The following is an 18,536-nucleotide window of genomic DNA, read 5'->3' as shown; positions in this document are numbered from 1 at the left end:
TTTTAGGGAAGATTACACAACCTATTTTATATTTAACCTATAAAAAAGGAGCTAAATTTTTAGCTCCTTTTTAATTTTATAATGGAATTAAAGTAAAGATTTTACTTTCTCGATTACAGCAGTAGAATCTATTCCATACTTTTTCATTAAATCTGAAGGTGTTCCAGATTCACCAAATTTATCATTCACCGCAACAAAAGCTTGTTTTGTTGGTAATTTTTGTGATAAAACTCTTGCAACAGATTCACCTAAACCACCTAAAATATTGTGTTCTTCAGCTGTTACAATTTTTCCTGTTTTCTTTACAGAGTTTAAGATAATTTCTTCATCCAATGGTTTGATTGTATGAATATTGATTACCTCACAAGAAATTCCTTCTTTTTCTAACTCAGCAGCAGCAACCAAAGATTCCCAAACTAAGTGACCCGTCGCAACAATTGTTATATCAGAACCTTCGTTCATTAATATACCTTTACCAATTTCAAATTTTTGGTCAGCTGGTGTGAAAACTGGAACAGCAGGACGTCCAAAACGTAAGTAAACAGGACCTTCGTATTCAGCTGCAGCAATTGTAGCCGCTTTAGTTTGATTGTAATCGCAAGGATTTATAACCACCATTCCTGGTAACATTTTCATCAAACCAATATCTTCTAATGTTTGGTGAGTTGCACCATCTTCTCCTAATGTTAAACCAGCGTGCGATGCAGCGATTTTTACATTTTTGTTAGAGTAAGCGATAGATTGACGAATTTGATCGTACACACGAGCTGTAGAAAACTCAGCGAAAGTTCCTGTGAAAGGAATTTTACCTCCAATTGTCAAACCTGCAGCAATTCCCATCATGTTTGCTTCTGCAATACCAATTTGGAAAAAACGCTCTGGATTTTCTTTGATAAATTGATCCATTTTTAATGAACCAATCAAGTCAGCACACAATGCAACAACGTTAGGATTTGTTCTTCCTAACTCTGTCAATCCGTCTCCGAATCCACTACGTGTATCTTTTTTTTCTGTGTATGTTAAGTCTATCATTGTTTTTGTTTTTTGTATTCGTTTTTGTATTTTTCTACTTCTGTTTTTTCATCAAATTGATAAATAAAATCATTTGGCGAAACATTAATTTCTTCTTCCTCTTCAGCGCTCTTTTTGATCCATTTTTCTAAGGTTTCAACATTTTCTAACACAATATTTTGTTCAACTCTATAAATCAAGCCTTTCAAATTTAGTTCAGAATTGATAAACGGAACGGTGTTGATGTTAGAATTTGTATCGATGCAAATTTCTGTACCATTGTCGTTGTCATTATCTTTTCTGAAAATGTTATACACTTCACATTGTTTATTTAGAATCGTTTCTTTTTGACCAGTTCTATTCGCAACATAACTATTTCCGATTGCGGAATTTGTTAAACTTGGATTATTAGTCGCTAAAAAAGAATTTCCTAATAAATCTTTTGTGCCTTCGAAATCAATTTTAAAAACCTTCGGATTTTCTTCTTCGCTGTAAACAGAATACATATTGTCGTTTACTTTTAATGAAGCGAAGTTTCCCATCGGTGTTCGCGTAATCATCAAATGTGCTTTGTAATCTTTGGTTGATAAAATGTCCAAAAAATCTGAATAGAAATCACTTTTGATACGATATTGAATAACGTTTTCGAATTTATACGATTGCATTTGAGCGAAAGTTAAACATGTAAAAAGCGTTAATATAAAACTGATTGATTTTTTCATTATCGAATTGATTTGATAAGTATTAATCCAAAGAATTCAAGAAAGTAGTTAACTTATCTTTGTCTTCTTTTTTCAGTTTATCATATTTGTTATTGATTTCTAAAACACTTTTTCTTATTGCATCAATTGTTCCCGAAAGAGCAACACTTCCGCTTTGATAAATGTACATATCGCACACTTGTCCTGCGTAATTGTAAACCAAATTTCCTAAATCTTTATCTGTAAAAGTCGGAATTTTAGCTTTCAAATTTTTGCAATGTTCTGGTGCAACTTTCATGAAATCTTGAATGTCTGGATTGTCGATTGCCAAATCGATTTTGCTAATATCTGTCGTTTTGTAAGCAGATGTATAAGGATCATAATATTCGGCTAAACTAACTTCTGTTGCAGCAACAGCAGAATCTACTGCTACAGCCGCTTCATCATAATCTGTTGAAACTTCTGTTAATTTAAACTTTTTAGCATCATCGAAATACGTTTTGAAAAGGTTATTTAATTCTTTTACTTCGCTTTTGTTTGCTAATTTATTCTTTTTGAATTGTTTTACCAATTGATTTGTAGAACCTTGCGCAGTTGCCAAAGCTTTAGAACGCTCTATATCAGGATTTCCATCATAATCACTATCATTATAAATCAAGCTATAATTTAATGAAGCAACAGTTCCAAAAAGACTATTTACGTTATCACTTTCTGATGTTTGATAATTGTAATAATTAATAATAGGATCCTCGTAATGATTGTCTGGTGAATAAGCTACTGCTTCGGCTGCATAAGCCGTATCTACAGATGACATCATGTTATCGTATTCTTGTTTCTTTTTTGCCAATTCGTTAGTAAAACTTTCGATTTCTTTTTTCTCATCAAAAGTTACTTTTACGTTAGAATTTGCAATATTTTGAATCGTTAATCCATTAAAATCACCTGCGTCATATCTAATCAAAAGCCCTTTCAGTTTTGTTTGAGGAAACATAATAGCAACGTTATTAATTGCATTTTTTTCATCAACACATAATGTAGAAGATTTTGTTTCGAAATCTGTTTTAGATGTTAATTCGTATTCATTACACTTATATCCATTGATCGTTGTAGATGAATTTAGATTTTTAACTGAAATAAATTTCTCGAACAAGTTATCTGAATAAGGTTTTAAACTATCATCCGATATACCTTCGTAATAATAAGGGGCTTTTATCGATAATTGATTTTCTAATGAATTGGCATATACTTCGAAAAACTTGCTGTTGTTGATAAAGAAAGCATCTTTATTAAAGCTTCCTGAAGTATAAGGACCTCCTTCCGAAGTTCCTAAAACAGCGTCTTTAGAAATATAGGTTACAAAAAATAAATCTTTTTGACCATCTAAATAAGTCTGATATTCTTTTGGTAAATTGATTTTATACGATACTTTTTTGTCAAAAGAATATGTTTTTTCCTGCCCAAAGGCTGTTAAAGAACAAAGCGTAAGTATAGAATAAAATAACGTTTTCATAGTATTTTGATTGTGTTGAAATTATTAATAATCTGTCAATTCAGTTTCAGGATTTTGCTCTAATGCAGAAGCTAATTGCTCGTCGTTAGGCGCTTTTCCGTGCCAAGAGTGGCTTCCCATCATGTAATCAACTCCATTACCCATTTCTGTGTGTAATAAAATTGAAACTGGTTTTCCGTTTCCTGTTAATGTTTTAGCTTCTTCTAAAATAGCAATTACTTTTTCTAAGTTATTTCCATCTTTTTCTTCTAAAACAATCCATCCAAAAGCTTCTAATTTAGCTTTCAAATCTCCTAATGGTAAAACGTGGTCTGTATCACCATCAATTTGACGACCATTGTAGTCAATCGTTGCAATTACATTATCCACTTTTTTACCAGCAGCATACATAAAAGCTTCCCAGACTTGACCTTCTTGTAATTCACCGTCACCATGTAATGTGTAAACTAATTTATCGTCGTTGTTTAATTTTTTTGCTTGAGCAGCACCTAAAGCAACTGATAAACCTTGTCCTAAAGATCCAGAAGCGATACGAATTCCAGGTAAACCTTCGTGTGTTGTTGGGTGACCTTGTAAACGAGAATCTAATTTTCTGAATGTAGCTAATTCGCTAACAGGGAAGAATCCTGAACGAGCTAATGTGCTGTAGAAAACTGGTGAAATGTGACCGTTTGATAAGAAGAATAAATCTTCTCCTTTTCCGTCCATAGAGAAGTCTGTAGAGTAAGTCATGATTTTACCGTATAATGCAGCAAAATATTCTGCACAACCTAATGATCCACCTGGGTGTCCACTATTTACGGCATGTACCATTCTCAAAATATCTCTCCTTGTTTGTTGTACTTGTGTTTGAAGTTTTTGAAGTGTCATTGTTTGTTTATAAAAATTTAAACAAAAATAATTCTTTTTTGTAGGGCAAAAAAATCGTAGAACATAAATCACTACAATTGGGGAGAATAATCGGTAATAATAGCTAACCTACTTATGAGACTATAAAAACCAGCGCTGAAGTTTATAAAGAAGAAGCTTGAAGTTGGTCAACAAGAAGCTTGAAGTTAGTTAATAAGAAGGCAAGAGTTTTACAACGTTTATTTATCTTTTTGTAATCTTTTAATTGTAAAGGGTACAGAGAGATGTTTTTTAATAAAAAAGACGAAGCAAAACTTCGTCTTTTTTATTTATTCTTCTTCCACATGCCATTCGCCACGATGAGGTATCAAAGCGTCACGGACTTGTATCATTTCAGATTCTACCACCACCAAATAAGCAACTGCATATTCTGGTTCAACCTCTACAAATTCAGAAAATGTACTTTGTAACTTTTCTTTTTCAGCATATTGTTTCAAGTGAATTGCATGATGTTTTGCAGTTGGTATAGCATCGGGACCATAAAAATCCCAGATTAATTTTAATTTCTTTTCCATAATTATATTTTATCAAAAGAAGTTTTAATTCCTTTTATTAAAGCTGAACTAAATCCTTGATGTTCCATTTCATTTAATCCAGCAATCGTACAACCTTTTGGTGTTGTCACTTTATCAATTTCTTGTTCTGGATGCAAACCGTTTTCTATTAATAATTCAGCAGCTCCTTTTACAGTTTGTGTCACAATTTTTGTAGCAGTTTGTGTGTCAAATCCAATTTCTATTCCTCCTTGAATCATTGCTCTTATAAATCGTAAAACATAAGCAATTCCGCAAGCGCCAATTACAGTCGCTGCATTCATCAGCTCCTCATTTATAACAACTGTTTCTCCAATTGGATTGAAAATCGTTTTGATTTCATTTAAAATGTTTTTATCTTTCGAATTTCCACAAATACATGTAATCGATTCTTCCACAGAAGCAGCTGTATTAGGCATTGCGCGAAAAATTGACATTCCTTGCGTTAAAATGTTTTGATACGTTTGCAATGAAATTCCTGTTGCAACTGAAATTAATATTTTGTTGGTCGTAAAATCGTCTTTTAACTGCGTCAAAACTTCTTCCACTTTGTACGGTTTTACGCATAGCAGAATATAATCAGCTTCTTTTACAGCAAAATGATTATCATTTGTAATCGTTACACCAAGCTTTTTAAGATGTTCAATTTGATTCAAATTATTTCTTGTAGCGATAATTTGATTTGGATCGAATGCTTTATTCTTAATTAAACCCTCTGTTATAGAAATTCCTAAATTTCCAGCTCCAATAATGGCAATTTTTTTCATAGTTGTAGAGTGTTAGGTGTTCTGATTATGAATGAATAATTGTTTCTTTTTGACGATTAGAGCTTACCAACCATAAACCGATGAAGGTTAATAAACCATTTAAAATGATTAATTCAACACCAATTTTGTAATCGGTAAAATTAATCACTAATTCGTTGATGATATACGTGAAAATAGGCGCTAAAATCGCAACTGTAATAATTGAATATTTTTTGTAAATATTACGTTTCGTTAAAATTCCGAAAGCAAACAATCCTAATAACGGTCCGTATGTATAACCTGCAATTTCCATCACAAGATAAACAATTGATTTGTTGTTAATCGCTTTGAAAACCATAATCAAGATAAAGAAAACTACCGTGAAAATTAAGTGAACACGAATACGAATCTTTTTCTTTTCTTTTTCTGATTTTTCTTTGTCTTCGTTGATGTTTAATAAATCGACGCAATATGAACTTGTAACCGCCGTTAAAGCTCCGTCGGCAGAAGGAAATAAAGCAGAAATTAATCCGATAATAAAAATTACAGAAATAATCATTGGGAAATGATGTCCTAAAAGCGAAAGCGCAGGAAACATATCATCACCCATAATATTTTGTCCGCCTTGTTCCATAAAGAAACCATCAGCAGTATAAAAACCACCTTCACTCATTGCGTATAAATAAAGCAATCCACCCAAAAATAAGAACGCTAAATTCACAATCAATAATGTTCCAGCGAACGTCAACATATTCTTTTTTGAGTTTTGAAGATTATCAACAGAAATATTTTTTTGCATCATTTCTTGGTCAAGACCAGTCATCGCAATTGTGATAAACATTCCGCCCAAAATTGTTTTTAAGAAATAAGTTTTCGAATTTGGATCAAGATTAATGAAATGGGTATAGTTTTTGGCTTGCATCCTATCGTAAGCTTCACCAACAGATAAATTAAGATGCGAAAGGATAAACCAAATACAAGCAATCAAGCTAATGATCATAAATGATGTTTGCAAGGTGTCGGTTACGACAATTGTTTTTACTCCACCTTCGAACGTGTATAATAATATCATCAATAATAAGACAAATGTTGTTGCCCAAAATGGTACGCCTAAATTGTCTAATAAAAATATTTGTAACACATTTACAACTAAATATAAACGTGCTGTTGCGCCAATTCCACGAGAAATAATAAAGAAAACCGATCCCATTTTATGTGCTTCAACATTGAAACGTTTTCCTAAATAGGTGTAAATTGAGGTTAGATTCATTCGGTAATAGAGTGGAAGTAATACCCCCGCGACGATAAAATAACCAAGAAAAAATCCGATAACCATCATATAATACTCGAATCCTCCGTAAATATATTCGGAACCAGTTAATTTTCCGACCGTACCCGGAACCGAAATAAAAGTAACGCCACTAAGGCTTGTCCCAATCATTCCGAAAGCCACCAACCACCATTTACTTTTTTTGTTTCCGTTAAAAAAAGATTGATTGTCAGAATTTCGACTGGTGAAGTAAGAGATCACTAAAAGTCCTACAAAGTATACGATAACACAAAGTAGTAAAATTGTTGAGTTCATAATTTATTTAGTAAATAAGCCCAAATTTAATATTTTTGAGTGAATGATGATAGATTAATTTTCCGAAGATAAAATTGTAAATTTGTTGTCTATAATTTTTTGAACGAATGAATTACCCAAGCAAGGTTTTAGAGCGAGCTGTAGAAGAGATGTCAAATTTGCCAGGAATAGGAAAGAGAACAGCTTTGCGACTTGTTTTACATATGTTAAATCGTCCCAAATCTCAAACGACGGCTTTGTCCGAAGCGCTTTCTCATTTGGTAGATGATGTTAAATATTGTCAACATTGTCATACAATTTCTGATGATGAGGTTTGTGATATTTGCAACAATCCATTGAGAGAAGAAACTATAATTTGTGTCGTGGAAGATGTGCGTGATGTGATGGCGATTGAAAATACAGGACAATTTAAAGGACAATATCACGTTTTAGGAGGAAAGATTTCTCCAATGGAAGGTATTGGACCTGGTCAATTGAATATCCAAACGTTGGTTGATCGTGTTCAAAATGAAAATGTGAAGGAAATAATTTTTGCTTTAAGTTCGACAATGGAAGGAGATACAACTGTTTTCTATTTGTACCGACAATTAAAGAATGCCGAAATTATTTTTTCTACTATTGCGCGAGGTCTTGGTGTAGGAGATGAGTTAGAATATGCGGACGAAGCAACGCTAGTTCGTTCTATACAACATCGAATACCATATTCAGAAAATAAATTTTAGATGAAATTATCGATAATTATTGTTAGTTATAATGCGCCAAAACATTTAGAGCTTTGTCTTGATTCGTGTCAGGAAGCTTTAAAAAATGTAGATGGCGAAATAATTGTAATTGATAATGATTCATCGGAAATTGATTTTATATTCCTAAAAAAAACTTTTCCTACTGTAATTTTTTTACTTCAGAATGAAAATCTTGGTTTTGCAAAAGCGAATAATATTGGGGTTGAGAATGCTTTGGGAGAATATATTCTGATTCTTAATCCAGATACAATTATTCCAGAGAATTTATTCGAATCTTTGATTGAATTTCATCAGTCAAAAGAAAAAATAGGTTTTGTGGGAGTACGAATGATAGATACAAACGGAAATTTTCATCCAGAATCAAAACGTAATATTCCGACAGCTAAAAATTCATTTTCTAAGTTGTATAGTCGATTTAATCATTCAAAGAAAAATAATTATTACAAATTAGAAGTTGATGAATTTGAAATTGCTCCTTGCGAAATTTTAGTTGGTGCTTTTATGTTCACCACGAAGAAAATCTATCAGGAAATTGGAGGATTTGATCCACGTTATTTTATGTATGGAGAAGATATAGATTTGTCTTTTAGTGCAGAATTGGCTGGTTATAAAAATTATTATAAAGGAGATATAACGGTTTTACATTACAAGGGAGAAAGTACGAAAAAAGATAAAAAATATTATAAACATTTTTTTGAAGCCATGATGATTTTCTTAGCAAAATATTATCAAAAAAATTGGTTGCATTATCAACTTTTACGTTCGGGAATTTTGATTAAATATTTAATTCAATTATTTAAATTTTCTTTACATTCACCTAATAATACTTCTAAAATAGAAGTAAAAGCAGAAAATTTATTTTGGATTGATAAGAAATCAGATTTCAAATCTTTATCAAATAATGAAATTGCAATTGATGCAAGTTTTTTTACTTATCAAGAGATATTATCAATCATTTCTGAAAACAACTCTTCTTCACGTTCATTTTATATTCGCCCTAAAAATAAAAATTATTTAATAGGTGATGATAAACTGATTATAAATCTATAAAAACAAAAAAAGCTGAATCTTAATGACCAGCTTTTACAGTATCTTTTTTCTCAACTTTCGGAGTTTCTGCCGTTTTTGTAGAATCTTTCACTTCTTCGTGTTTTTCTTCAACAGCTTCCTCATGTTTTCCGTGACCTTCGTGAGTAGCTTCAGATTTGTGGTGCATTTCTTCTGCAGTAGCTGGTTCGTGAACAACTGGAAGAACTCCGTGATTTACACTTGCTTTAGAGTTACAAGAAGTAGCGAATGCTGCAACAGCTACTAAAAGAATTAATTTTTTCATGTCTTACAAAATTTATTGTATGGGTATATTATTATAATTGTTTTGACAAAATTAGTTAAAAACATTGAGTTCAACTAACTGATTTATTTCAATTGTGCAATTTTCTGAATTCCACCTTTTGTTTTATCTCCAACCTTTACATTAATCTCAGTATCAAGTGGTAAAAATATATCAACACGCGATCCGAACTTGATGAAGCCATATTCTTTACCCGCAACAGCATCGTCATTCTCTTTACTGTAACAAACAATTCTTCGTGCAACTGCACCTGCAATTTGTCTGAAAAGAACTTTTGTATGATCTGCATTCTCTACAACAACAGTTGTTCTTTCATTCAATTCTGATGATTTTGGATGAAATGCAACCAAAAACTTTCCTGGATGATATTTCGAATAAATCACTTTTCCATTCACAGGATAACGCGTTACATGTACGTTAAGAGGCGTCATGAAAATTGATAATTGAATACATTTTTGATTCAAAAATTCGCTTTCAAATACTTCTTCTAATACAACAACTTTTCCATCAACTGGTGCGATTACGCAATTTTCTGACGAATCTGATTCACGAATTGGGTTTCTGAAAAACCAAACGATAAATCCGTAAAGTATCCATAATGGTAAGGCAAAGTAAAAACCATATACATGAAAAAAGTAATGTAATACTCCTGTAGCGATTGCAAATAAAATTAAGCAACCTATCAAAATTGCTGTTCCTTCTCTGTGAAGTTTCATAAAGTATATACTAATAAATAATATAAATAAACAAATGGTACGACAAATATAAAACTATCTAATCGATCTAAAAAACCGCCATGTCCTGGAATAAGGTTAGAGCTGTCTTTTACATTGAAAAATCGTTTTAATTTAGATTCTGTCAAATCTCCCAATGGACCTAATGCTGCAACGATCAAACCAATAATCATCCAGTTTCCGTGCAAGTTCTCTCCAAAATATTTCTGAATTAAGAATCCAGCGATAATGGTGAAAATAATTCCTCCAAAAAAACCTTCCCACGTTTTTGCTCCCGAAATTTTAGGTGCTAATTTATGTTTTCCAATTAAGTTTCCTGTTAAATATGCAAATGTATCACTGCTCCAAAGTAATAAGAAAACGAAAAACACTTCGTAATGCATCACTTTTTCACCTAAATTATAATCAAAACTAGGTAAAGTTAATGCTAAGACAAATGGTGCGATAACGTATGTTAAACCTAAAGTAGCTTTTCCAAAATCGTTCAATAATTCATTGGTTGATTTGAAAATAATATAAATACTAAAAACAAATAAAACTGGAATGATGAAGTACAAACTTTTTAAATGAAAATAGTAATGATTTGAAGTTTCGAAAGCTTCTAAAAATTCTTTTCCATAATATCCAAAAACAACTAAGGCAGCTAAAAGTGCTCCTAATTGATAAAGTTTATTGGTAAGATTAGTGATTTTAAAAAACTCGTACAAACAAAAAAGTCCAAAAACCATCATCAAAACAATCAAACCTTTTGGATCTATCGTTGTCCCGAAAAATATAATAAGTGCGTAAATAAGTCCAGAGAAAGCTCTAATTGCTAAATTTTTCATAGCTAATCTTCAACCAATAACAAATAAATATTCTTCGCGTTGTCTACGTTGGGAAATTTGTGCATATTTTTTCCTCGAATCGAAGTTATTTTAGATGGAAGGTTATCTTTTTTTAATGTTCGTAATTTCTGTAATGCCACACTCACATTTTCCACTAATTGTGACGGGCGTGCATAGATAATAAAATTTGACGGAAAATCAGCAATATTTCTACCATAAGTTTGATGCGCCGATAACATAATACTTCCATCAAAAGCAATCAGAAATTCGCAACTAAGAAAACTAAGCGTATAACGAGAGTCGCATGGATTTTCGACAAAAGGAATATTGACTGAATTAAGAACCTGTTGTAAATTTGGATCAGGACAAATTAATTCGGTTACATTTTCGTAATTGACAATCTCTTTAAGGTTTTTAGAAGCCTCCTCTATATTATCACAAAATAAAAAATGTCCACCACCTACATTAAAATTTGTAGCAAATACTTCATCTATAGAAATTTTTTGGTCAGCATAATTTGGATGAAATAAATCAATTTGATTATCATCTGAATTCTCTGCTGATTTTTCAGTAGCTTTTTTAAGTAGGTTTTTAATTGCTTTCCACATGAAAACTCATGATTTTATATGAAATTAATCAATTACAGCCTAAAGGTAATAAATTTTAACAATATAATAAGAAGTAAAAAAAAAATCGTCCTATTTGGACGATTTTTTCTATTATTTTGAATGAATTTGATTAAATATCATTTCCAGATTCTGGTTGAACAACTTGTTCTGAATCAGCTTCTATAACCTCTTCTTGTTTTTCTTCGATTTGATCTAATTCGTTTACAAATTTTCTTGGTCCGAAAATTTCTTCCAAATCTTCTCTAAAGATCACCTCTTTCTCAATTAATTTTTGAGCTAAAACATCTAATTGATCGCGATGTTCACGTAAAATATCTTTTGCTCTATCATATTGAGCTTCGATCATTGTTTTTACCTCTTTATCAATTACCTGAGCAGTTTGTTCTGAATAAGGCTTGCTGAAACCATACTCATTTTGTCCAGATGAATCGTAATAAGAAACATTACCAACTTCTTTGTTCAATCCGTAAATACTAACCATTGCAGAAGCTTGTTTTGTAACTTTTTCCAAATCACTTAATGCACCAGTAGAAATATTATTGAAAACAACTTCCTCAGCAGCACGACCACCCATTGTCATACACATTTCGTCTAACAATTGTTCTGTCGTTGTAATTTGTCTTTCTTCTGGCAAATACCAAGCGGCACCTAACGAACGTCCACGAGGAACTATAGTTACTTTAACCAATGGAGCAGCGTGTTCTGTTAACCAACCAATTGTAGCGTGACCAGCTTCGTGATAAGCGATACGTTTTTTCTCAGAAGGTTTAATCACTTTACTTTTCTTCTCTAATCCACCAATAATACGGTCAACAGCGTCTAAAAAGTCTTGTTTTTCTACGACGTCTTTGTTTTTACGAGCAGCAACTAAAGCTGCTTCGTTACAAACATTGAATATATCTGCACCAGAGAAACCTGGAGTTTGTTTTGCTAAAAATTCGATTTCAACATCTTCACCTAATTTTAATGGACGTAAGTGAACGGCGAAGATTTCTTTACGTTCGTTTAATTCAGGTAAATCAACATGAATAATACGGTCAAAACGACCTGGACGCATCAATGCTTTATCCAATACATCAGCACGGTTCGTTGCAGCAATCACAATTACGTTAGATTCTGTTCCGAAACCATCCATTTCTGTTAATAATTGGTTTAATGTATTTTCGCGTTCATCATTAGAACCTGTAAAGTTTGATTTTCCACGTGCGCGACCAATGGCATCAATCTCATCAATAAAGATAATTGAAGGAGATTTTTCCTTTGCATTTTTGAATAAGTCACGTACACGAGATGCACCAACCCCCACAAACATTTCTACGAAATCTGATCCTGATAACGAGAAGAAAGGAACTTTTGCTTCTCCAGCAACAGCTTTTGCTAATAAGGTTTTACCTGTACCTGGAGGTCCTACTAATAAAGCTCCTTTTGGGATACGTCCACCTAATTTTGTAAATTTTTCTGGATGTTTCAAGAATTCAACGATTTCTTCGATTTCTTCTTTTGCACCTTCTAAACCTGCAACATCTTTGAAAGTTGTTTTGATATGATCATCACCTTCAAATAATTTCGCTTTTGATTTTCCGACAGAGAAAATTCCTCCGCCACCTCCAGCAGATCCGCCTCCGCCCATTCGTCTAAATAGTAAGAAGTAGATTAATCCGAAGAAAATTAATGAAATGAAAAGATTCATAAACAAACTTCCAAAACCATTTGAAATTTGTGTGTTAAGAACGGCAGTTTTATTCGGACTCTTTTCTACGTTAGCATAAAAATCTTTTTCAAAATTTCCAGCATCAGCAACATTGAAAATAAAGTTTGGAGCACCTGTAGCAAAAGGATTTAAAGTCTCGTTTGATTTTTTAAACTTTTTAAATTCTTCAGTATTGAGAGCTGCGTCCGTTAAATATACACTTACACGTCCTGATTCTTTTTCTAGATTGGCTTCTTTTACGTAACCTTTTTCTACATAAGAAAGGAAAGTCGTACGGTCTATGTTTTTAGTAGTTCCGCCGGCACCTCCAATATTATCAGAAAATAATAGAAAGGCAATCAGCAATAATCCAATAATGGCATATATCCATGTAGGATTAAACCCCGAAGGTTTAAAATTATTTTTTTTCAATTTTTTTTTGGTTTCAGTTATGATTAATATTCCATTTCGATACGCGTCTCTACGGCATCACCCCAAAGACTTTCGATATCGTAATATTCTCTGTATTCTTTTTGGAAAATATGGACAATAACATTTGTGTAGTCCAACAAAACCCATTGATTATTTTGCGTTCCTTCTACATGAAAAGGTCTTTCTGACATTTCTGTTTTTACAGTTCTTTCAATCGAACCTGCTAAAGCACTAACTTGTGTATTCGAGTTTCCGGTACAAATAACGAAGTATTGACAAAATGCATTTTCAATTTCGCGTAAATCTAGAATTGTAATTTCTTCTCCTTTAACATTTGTAATTCCGTCAACAATGCTATCTAGCAAGTCTTTTGTATATTGAGTATCTATCATCTTTTATTTTGTAATTCGCAAATTTAGTGAATCCTTATTAAAGTTTAAACTTTTTAAAATAACTTTAACCACTCTATAAAAATAGTAAAAAAAATGTATTTAATTAGTTTTGATTCTTTGCCTAATACGAATGAGTTCTTGGTGGATTTGTCCAAAAAAGATGCCAATAGTTGGACTGTCATACATGCTAAAAATCAAACAAAAGGAAAAGGTTACGCAGGAAATGAGTGGAAAGTTGTCGCTGGAGAAAATTTAACCTTTAGTTTTTTGCTGAAAACGGATTATAGTTTTCAAGAATTAATTTATTTTAATGAATGGATTTCGAATGTTATTTGTCTATTTTTAAAACAATTTCATCCAAAATCTAACGTAAAATGGCCAAATGATATCATTTTAAATGATAAAAAGGTTTGTGGAATATTAATCGAAAATCATCGTTCCAATGGAATTATGAATTCTGTAATCGGAATAGGAATTAATGTCAATCAAGCTGATTTTAATCACTTACCAAAAGCAACATCTATTCGAAAAGTAACTGACAAAGAATATGACATCGAGGAAATTTTGGCAGATTTAATACATTATTTCGAAAATGAATATTCAATTTTAGAAGAGAAAAATTTTGAACAAATTCATCAAACTTATTTAGATAATCTGTTTAGAAAAGATGAAATTTCGCATTTTAGATTGGATGGAGTAGAAGTGGACGGAATTATTAGAGATGTAAATGAAGCGGGAAATTTACTGATAGAAATCAATCAAGAATTGAGAGAATTTAAGCACAAAGAAATCGAACTTCTTTTTTAATCCTATAGAAAAGGCTATTTTTGTTTAATGGAAGAATTTGTAGTTTTAGTTGATCAGGACGATCAAAAATTAGGATTGATGGAGAAGCAACAGGCTCATGTAGCTGGTTTGTTGCATCGTGCATTTTCTGTTTTTGTATTCAATTCCAAAGGAGAATTAATGATTCAGCAACGAGCTGCGAGCAAATACCATTCGCCAACGTTGTGGACGAATACATGTTGTAGTCATCCGCGCGATAACGAAACTTACGAACAAGCGGCGCACAGACGTTTGGAAGAAGAAATGGGATTTGATTGCGAATTAGAATATAAATTTAATTTCATTTACAAAGCGCATTTAGAAAATGATTTGATCGAGCATGAATTAGACCATGTTTTTATCGGAACATTTGATGATGAACCAAAGCTAAATCCTGATGAAGTGATGGCCTATCGTTGGGTAGAATTGGATGATTTGAAAAAAGATATGGAAAAAAAACCTCAGAATTATACAGCTTGGTTCAAAATAATTTTTGAACATTACGTTTCGTATATCGAAGAATAAAAATTTATACAGATGAAAGTTACTGTCAACAGAAAAGCACATTTTAATGCTGCGCACCGATTGTTTAACAAGAATTGGAGCGACGAACAAAATTTTGAAGTTTTCGGAAAATGTTCTTATCCAAACTATCACGGGCATAATTACGAAATTATTGTGGCGGTGAAAGGCGAAGTTGATCCAGAAACTGGTTTTGTGATGAATTTGGACGAATTACGAAAAATTATTGCGATTGAAGTTGAAGATTATTTGGATCATAAAAATCTGAATGTTGATATTGAAGAATTTAAAACTATCAATCCAACTGCCGAAAATATTGTGATTTTGATTTGGAATAAAATTAGAGCAAAATTAGCGACCGATTTAGAATTGAAAGTAACCTTATACGAAACTCCACGTAATTTTGTAGAATACGCAGGCGAATGAAATTAGGCGATCACATTCCAACCTTTTCGTTGGAGGATAACAAAGGAAATTGGTTTAATTCGGACGAATTTTTATTCAAAAAATATTTTGTTTTATTCTTTTATCCGATGGATTTTACGCCAATGTGTACAAAAGAAGTATGTCAATTTCGTGATGTAAATGCAGATTTCAATGCTTTAGACGCTGTGATTGTAGGAATAAATGGACAATCAACTTCTTCTCACGAGAAGTTTTACACAAAACATCAATTAAACTTTCCGTTGCTTTCTGATAAAGGAGCAAAGTTGTCGAAGTTGTTGGGAATCAAAAAGAAATTTGGCTTAATCACACCGCGAGAAACTTTTGTATTCAATAAACAAGGAAAATTAATTAAACACATTGTTTCAAATGTAGCCGAAACGCACATTGAAGAAGCAATGCAAGCAATAGAAAAAGACCAAGGAAATTAGTTTTCTTGGTCTTTTTGTTTGTATAATAATTTTCTTATGACAACTCGATAAATAAAAAAGATAACCGTTCCAATTGCCGAATAAACCAACATTGTTTGCACATCGCTTTTATCGAACAAATATTTTAGTCCAAATAACACGAAAAAGAAAATGATACTATAAATGATATTTTGTTTCATGTGGTAAAAGTAGGAATTAATTTATTTGTTATAAAGATTCTATGAATCATTCTGAATTTGTTTTAGAGTTTCATTTTAAAACTTCAACTCTCCAACCTTAACTAATTTCTTAGAAGTTGCCAATTGATTTGGATTTGTTCCTGGTTCGTCTTGCGGAACTTCTTTTCCTTTTTTACGATAGAAATCTATCCAAAAATCATCAATAATTCCAGTTTCTTTGTTTTTGAAATTCATCGGAATCAGCTCAAAAACTTTATCATTACGAAAAGCTCTTTCCACAAAATCTGAACAATATAATTCGTTATCGTTCAAAATATATAACCAATTATAAGGTTTTCCGAGCATTGTTTTTGCTTTTTCAATTGCATGAGGAATTGTAGATTGATATTCATTTTTGAGACGATAAATGACAATTTTATTATTTTTTTCAGTTTGAGAAGTGTAAAAATGATGAATTTCCTCTCGTTGCGATCCGCCCATTGGAGCAGCATGTAGAACAAAAATAGAATCATCAGTTTTTTCGATTAAACCAACATGATCAAAATTGGTTTCGTCATTTATTTTTGTCACTCTATTTATCGCGCCCGAAAGTTCTTCTGTTTGCGCACCAACAAAAATCAAATCTCCATTTTGGATATTTTGTAATGAAATTGAATGTTTTTCTTTTAATATTTTTGCTTTTGTACAACTATTCATTGACAATGTAAATAGGAGTAAAAAGATAGGAAATAAAACGAATATTTTTTTCATTCAGAATGAATTATTACTTTTAATCTACGAATTAACCAAAAAGATGGATTTTAAAAAAATTTTGACGATATCAATTGTCGTTTTATTGATTTTAGTTGGTGCTGCAATTATTATTGGAAGTAACAAAGATCGATGCGTTTTCTTTATTGAAAGCTTCGATAAACCAATTGAAAATGTTATTAATTCTCGTTTGGATACAGATTATTCGTACGAAATTGTAAAAGTAAAAGGTAAAACAAACGATACCATTTTGATTATTCCTTGTGAAGGTTGTCAACCGTTGAAATTATCAGGAAAAATAAACGAAAAGTTTATGAACAAATTTGGTAAAGGAAAATCGGTTATGCGTTTCGAGCCGTATAAAGCGACGGAAGGGAATTTAAAAATTATTCACAAAATTAGATAATCTTCTATTTAAGAAATTTTCCTAACAATTAATTCCTTATTTTTGGGAGAATTATAAACTTATCAAAGCAAACAAACAATGAAAGTAACTGCATTAAACCAAAAGCACAAAGATTTAGGTGCTAAAATGGTTCCTTTTGCTGGATATGAAATGCCAGTGCAATACGCAGGTGTTAACCAAGAACACTTTGCTGTTCGCGAAAAAGTTGGTGTTTTTGACGTTTCTCACATGGGACAATTTTTTGTAAAAGGAGAAAAAGCAACAGACTTATTACAACACTTATTGACGAATGATGTAACGAAAGTTGCCATTGGTCAAGCTCAATATAATGCAATGCCAAACGAAAAAGGAGGAATTGTAGATGATTTAATCATTTATAAAATTTCTGATGATGAATGGATGGCAGTTGTAAATGCATCTAATATCGATAAAGATTGGGAATGGATGAACAAACACAATACGTTTGGTGCAGAGTTAACAAATAAATCTGATGAGATGTCTTTGTTAGCAATTCAAGGTCCAAAAGCAATCGAAGCGATGCAATCGTTGACAGATGTTAATTTAGCTGAAATTCCGTTCTATCATTTCGCAATTGGTACGTTTGCAGGTATGGAAAATGTAATTATTTCTGCAACTGGTTACACTGGTTCTGGAGGTTTCGAGATTTATTTTGCGAATGAGCAAGCAAACGAAATGTGGGACAAAGTAATGGAAGCTGGAAAGTCTTTTGATATCGAGCCTTGTGGTTTAGCTTCTCGTGACACATTGCGTTTAGAGAAAGGTTACTGCTTATACGGAAATGATATCAATGATGATACAACTCCATTAGAAGCTGGTCTTGGTTGGGTAACGAAATTGGACACAAATTTTATTTCATCTGATATTTTGAAAGCTCAAAAAGAAGCTGGAGTTGAAAAAAAATTAGTTGGTTTCAAAATGATCGAAAGAGGAATTCCTCGCCACGATTATAAAGTTGTAGATGATAACGAAAATACAATTGGTATTGTGACTTCTGGAACACAATCTCCAATGTTGAAACAAGGAATTGGTTTAGCATACGTTCATACAGATTTTGCTAAAGTTGGAACGACAATCAGAATTCAGATTCGTGATAAAAATGTATTAGCAGAAGTTGTAAAAACTCCTTTTGTTTAAAACAATATAAAGTGTAACGTCCTGAAAAAAT

At 32.0% G+C, this 18,536-nt stretch carries 22 protein-coding genes; 8 read left to right on the top strand and 14 right to left on the bottom strand.

The features are described from left to right. Positions 1–87 precede the first annotated feature (87 nt). The 7 genes from B4E95_RS02970 to B4E95_RS02940 form a co-directional block, all read right to left on the bottom strand. A complete protein-coding gene (locus tag B4E95_RS02970) occupies positions 88–1,029 on the bottom strand; it encodes a transketolase family protein (RefSeq protein ID WP_291061484.1) in 942 nt (313 codons plus the stop codon). Next, positions 1,029–1,733, bottom strand: a complete 705-nt coding sequence (locus B4E95_RS02965) for a hypothetical protein (RefSeq protein WP_221854176.1) — start codon at positions 1,731–1,733, stop codon at positions 1,029–1,031. The genes B4E95_RS02970 and B4E95_RS02965 overlap by 1 nt, the downstream gene beginning before the upstream one ends. A gap of 22 nt (positions 1,734–1,755) precedes the next feature. Beyond that, positions 1,756–3,222, bottom strand: coding sequence for a hypothetical protein (locus tag B4E95_RS02960; protein ID WP_291089816.1), 1,467 nt, complete (start codon positions 3,220–3,222; stop codon positions 1,756–1,758). 24 nt (positions 3,223–3,246) lie between these two features. Further along, positions 3,247–4,092 carry a transketolase gene (locus B4E95_RS02955; RefSeq protein WP_221854177.1) on the bottom strand — a complete coding sequence of 282 codons (846 nt, stop codon included), beginning with the start codon at positions 4,090–4,092 and terminating at the stop codon, positions 3,247–3,249. A 308-nt stretch (positions 4,093–4,400) separates the two neighbouring features. Further along, positions 4,401–4,646 carry a hypothetical protein gene (locus tag B4E95_RS02950; protein ID WP_125350517.1) on the bottom strand — a complete coding sequence of 82 codons (246 nt, stop codon included), beginning with the start codon at positions 4,644–4,646 and terminating at the stop codon, positions 4,401–4,403. A 2-nt stretch (positions 4,647–4,648) separates the two neighbouring features. Beyond that, positions 4,649–5,431 carry a pyrroline-5-carboxylate reductase gene (gene proC, locus B4E95_RS02945; RefSeq protein ID WP_291061469.1) on the bottom strand — a complete coding sequence of 261 codons (783 nt, stop codon included), beginning with the start codon at positions 5,429–5,431 and terminating at the stop codon, positions 4,649–4,651. 25 nt (positions 5,432–5,456) lie between these two features. Further along, entirely contained in the window at positions 5,457–6,995 is a 1,539-nt protein-coding gene (locus B4E95_RS02940; RefSeq protein ID WP_291089812.1) for a sodium:solute symporter, read from the bottom strand. A 107-nt stretch (positions 6,996–7,102) separates the two neighbouring features. On the opposite strand from B4E95_RS02940, the gene recR reads away from it, so the two are divergent. After that, entirely contained in the window at positions 7,103–7,717 is a 615-nt protein-coding gene (gene recR, locus B4E95_RS02935; protein ID WP_180905071.1) for a recombination mediator RecR, read from the top strand. Beyond that, on the top strand, positions 7,718–8,788 hold the full coding sequence (locus B4E95_RS02930) for a glycosyltransferase family 2 protein (protein ID WP_291089809.1): 1,071 nt from the start codon (positions 7,718–7,720) through the stop codon (positions 8,786–8,788). It abuts the gene before it with no gap. A gap of 19 nt (positions 8,789–8,807) precedes the next feature. Here the strand turns inward: B4E95_RS02930 and B4E95_RS02925 are convergent, their stop codons facing one another. From B4E95_RS02925 to rsfS, 6 genes are all read right to left on the bottom strand, one after another. After that, positions 8,808–9,071 (bottom strand): hypothetical protein, encoded by a 264-nt coding sequence (locus B4E95_RS02925; RefSeq protein ID WP_280062888.1) that lies wholly within the window; start codon positions 9,069–9,071, stop codon positions 8,808–8,810. An 83-nt stretch (positions 9,072–9,154) separates the two neighbouring features. Further along, on the bottom strand, positions 9,155–9,805 hold the full coding sequence (locus B4E95_RS02920) for a phosphatidylserine decarboxylase family protein (RefSeq protein WP_291089806.1): 651 nt from the start codon (positions 9,803–9,805) through the stop codon (positions 9,155–9,157). After that, complete coding sequence (locus B4E95_RS02915) at positions 9,802–10,650, bottom strand: phosphatidate cytidylyltransferase (protein ID WP_291047112.1); 849 nt, start codon at positions 10,648–10,650, stop codon at positions 9,802–9,804. Before B4E95_RS02915 ends, B4E95_RS02920 begins: the two co-directional genes overlap by 4 nt. Before the next feature lie 2 nt (positions 10,651–10,652). Continuing rightward, a complete protein-coding gene (locus B4E95_RS02910; RefSeq protein ID WP_219033684.1) occupies positions 10,653–11,258 on the bottom strand; it encodes a hypothetical protein in 606 nt (201 codons plus the stop codon). 130 nt (positions 11,259–11,388) lie between these two features. Further along, the gene (ftsH, locus tag B4E95_RS02905; RefSeq protein ID WP_291052105.1) at positions 11,389–13,401 is read right to left on the bottom strand and encodes an ATP-dependent zinc metalloprotease FtsH; all 2,013 of its coding nucleotides are present in this window, start codon (positions 13,399–13,401) and stop codon (positions 11,389–11,391) included. 23 nt (positions 13,402–13,424) lie between these two features. Further along, entirely contained in the window at positions 13,425–13,793 is a 369-nt protein-coding gene (gene rsfS / locus B4E95_RS02900) for a ribosome silencing factor (RefSeq protein ID WP_038331822.1), read from the bottom strand. Between the two features lie 93 nt (positions 13,794–13,886). Between rsfS and B4E95_RS02895 the strand changes: the two genes are divergently transcribed. The 4 genes from B4E95_RS02895 to B4E95_RS02880 are packed head-to-tail and all read left to right on the top strand — an operon-like array spanning position 13,887 to position 16,015. After that, a complete protein-coding gene (locus B4E95_RS02895; RefSeq protein WP_219033682.1) occupies positions 13,887–14,600 on the top strand; it encodes a biotin--[acetyl-CoA-carboxylase] ligase in 714 nt (237 codons plus the stop codon). Positions 14,601–14,627: 27 nt separating this feature from the next. Continuing rightward, positions 14,628–15,143 (top strand): isopentenyl-diphosphate Delta-isomerase, encoded by a 516-nt coding sequence (gene idi / locus B4E95_RS02890; protein WP_291089803.1) that lies wholly within the window; start codon positions 14,628–14,630, stop codon positions 15,141–15,143. A gap of 12 nt (positions 15,144–15,155) precedes the next feature. Continuing rightward, positions 15,156–15,566 (top strand): 6-pyruvoyl trahydropterin synthase family protein, encoded by a 411-nt coding sequence (locus tag B4E95_RS02885; protein WP_125350508.1) that lies wholly within the window; start codon positions 15,156–15,158, stop codon positions 15,564–15,566. Then, on the top strand, positions 15,563–16,015 hold the full coding sequence (locus B4E95_RS02880) for a peroxiredoxin (RefSeq protein ID WP_291089800.1): 453 nt from the start codon (positions 15,563–15,565) through the stop codon (positions 16,013–16,015). Before B4E95_RS02885 ends, B4E95_RS02880 begins: the two co-directional genes overlap by 4 nt. A 254-nt stretch (positions 16,016–16,269) precedes the next feature. Here B4E95_RS02880 and B4E95_RS02875 read toward each other — a convergent pair whose 3' ends face one another. Beyond that, positions 16,270–16,944 (bottom strand): YiiX/YebB-like N1pC/P60 family cysteine hydrolase, encoded by a 675-nt coding sequence (locus tag B4E95_RS02875; protein WP_291089797.1) that lies wholly within the window; start codon positions 16,942–16,944, stop codon positions 16,270–16,272. Positions 16,945–16,987: 43 nt separating this feature from the next. Between B4E95_RS02875 and B4E95_RS02870 the strand changes: the two genes are divergently transcribed. Next, positions 16,988–17,350: a hypothetical protein gene (locus B4E95_RS02870; protein ID WP_221854197.1), complete on the top strand. Its 363-nt coding sequence runs from the start codon at positions 16,988–16,990 to the stop codon at positions 17,348–17,350. Positions 17,351–17,428: 78 nt separating this feature from the next. After that, positions 17,429–18,505 carry a glycine cleavage system aminomethyltransferase GcvT gene (gcvT, locus tag B4E95_RS02865; protein WP_125348617.1) on the top strand — a complete coding sequence of 359 codons (1,077 nt, stop codon included), beginning with the start codon at positions 17,429–17,431 and terminating at the stop codon, positions 18,503–18,505. Positions 18,506–18,536: the final 31 nt, after the last annotated feature.

It is taken from the genome of Empedobacter sp. UBA7494 (assembly GCF_002478465.1).
GTDB classification, from domain to species: domain Bacteria; phylum Bacteroidota; class Bacteroidia; order Flavobacteriales; family Weeksellaceae; genus Empedobacter; species Empedobacter falsenii_B.
Note: the sequence above shows the minus strand (reverse complement) of the source record. Positions and strands in the feature narration are given on the sequence as shown.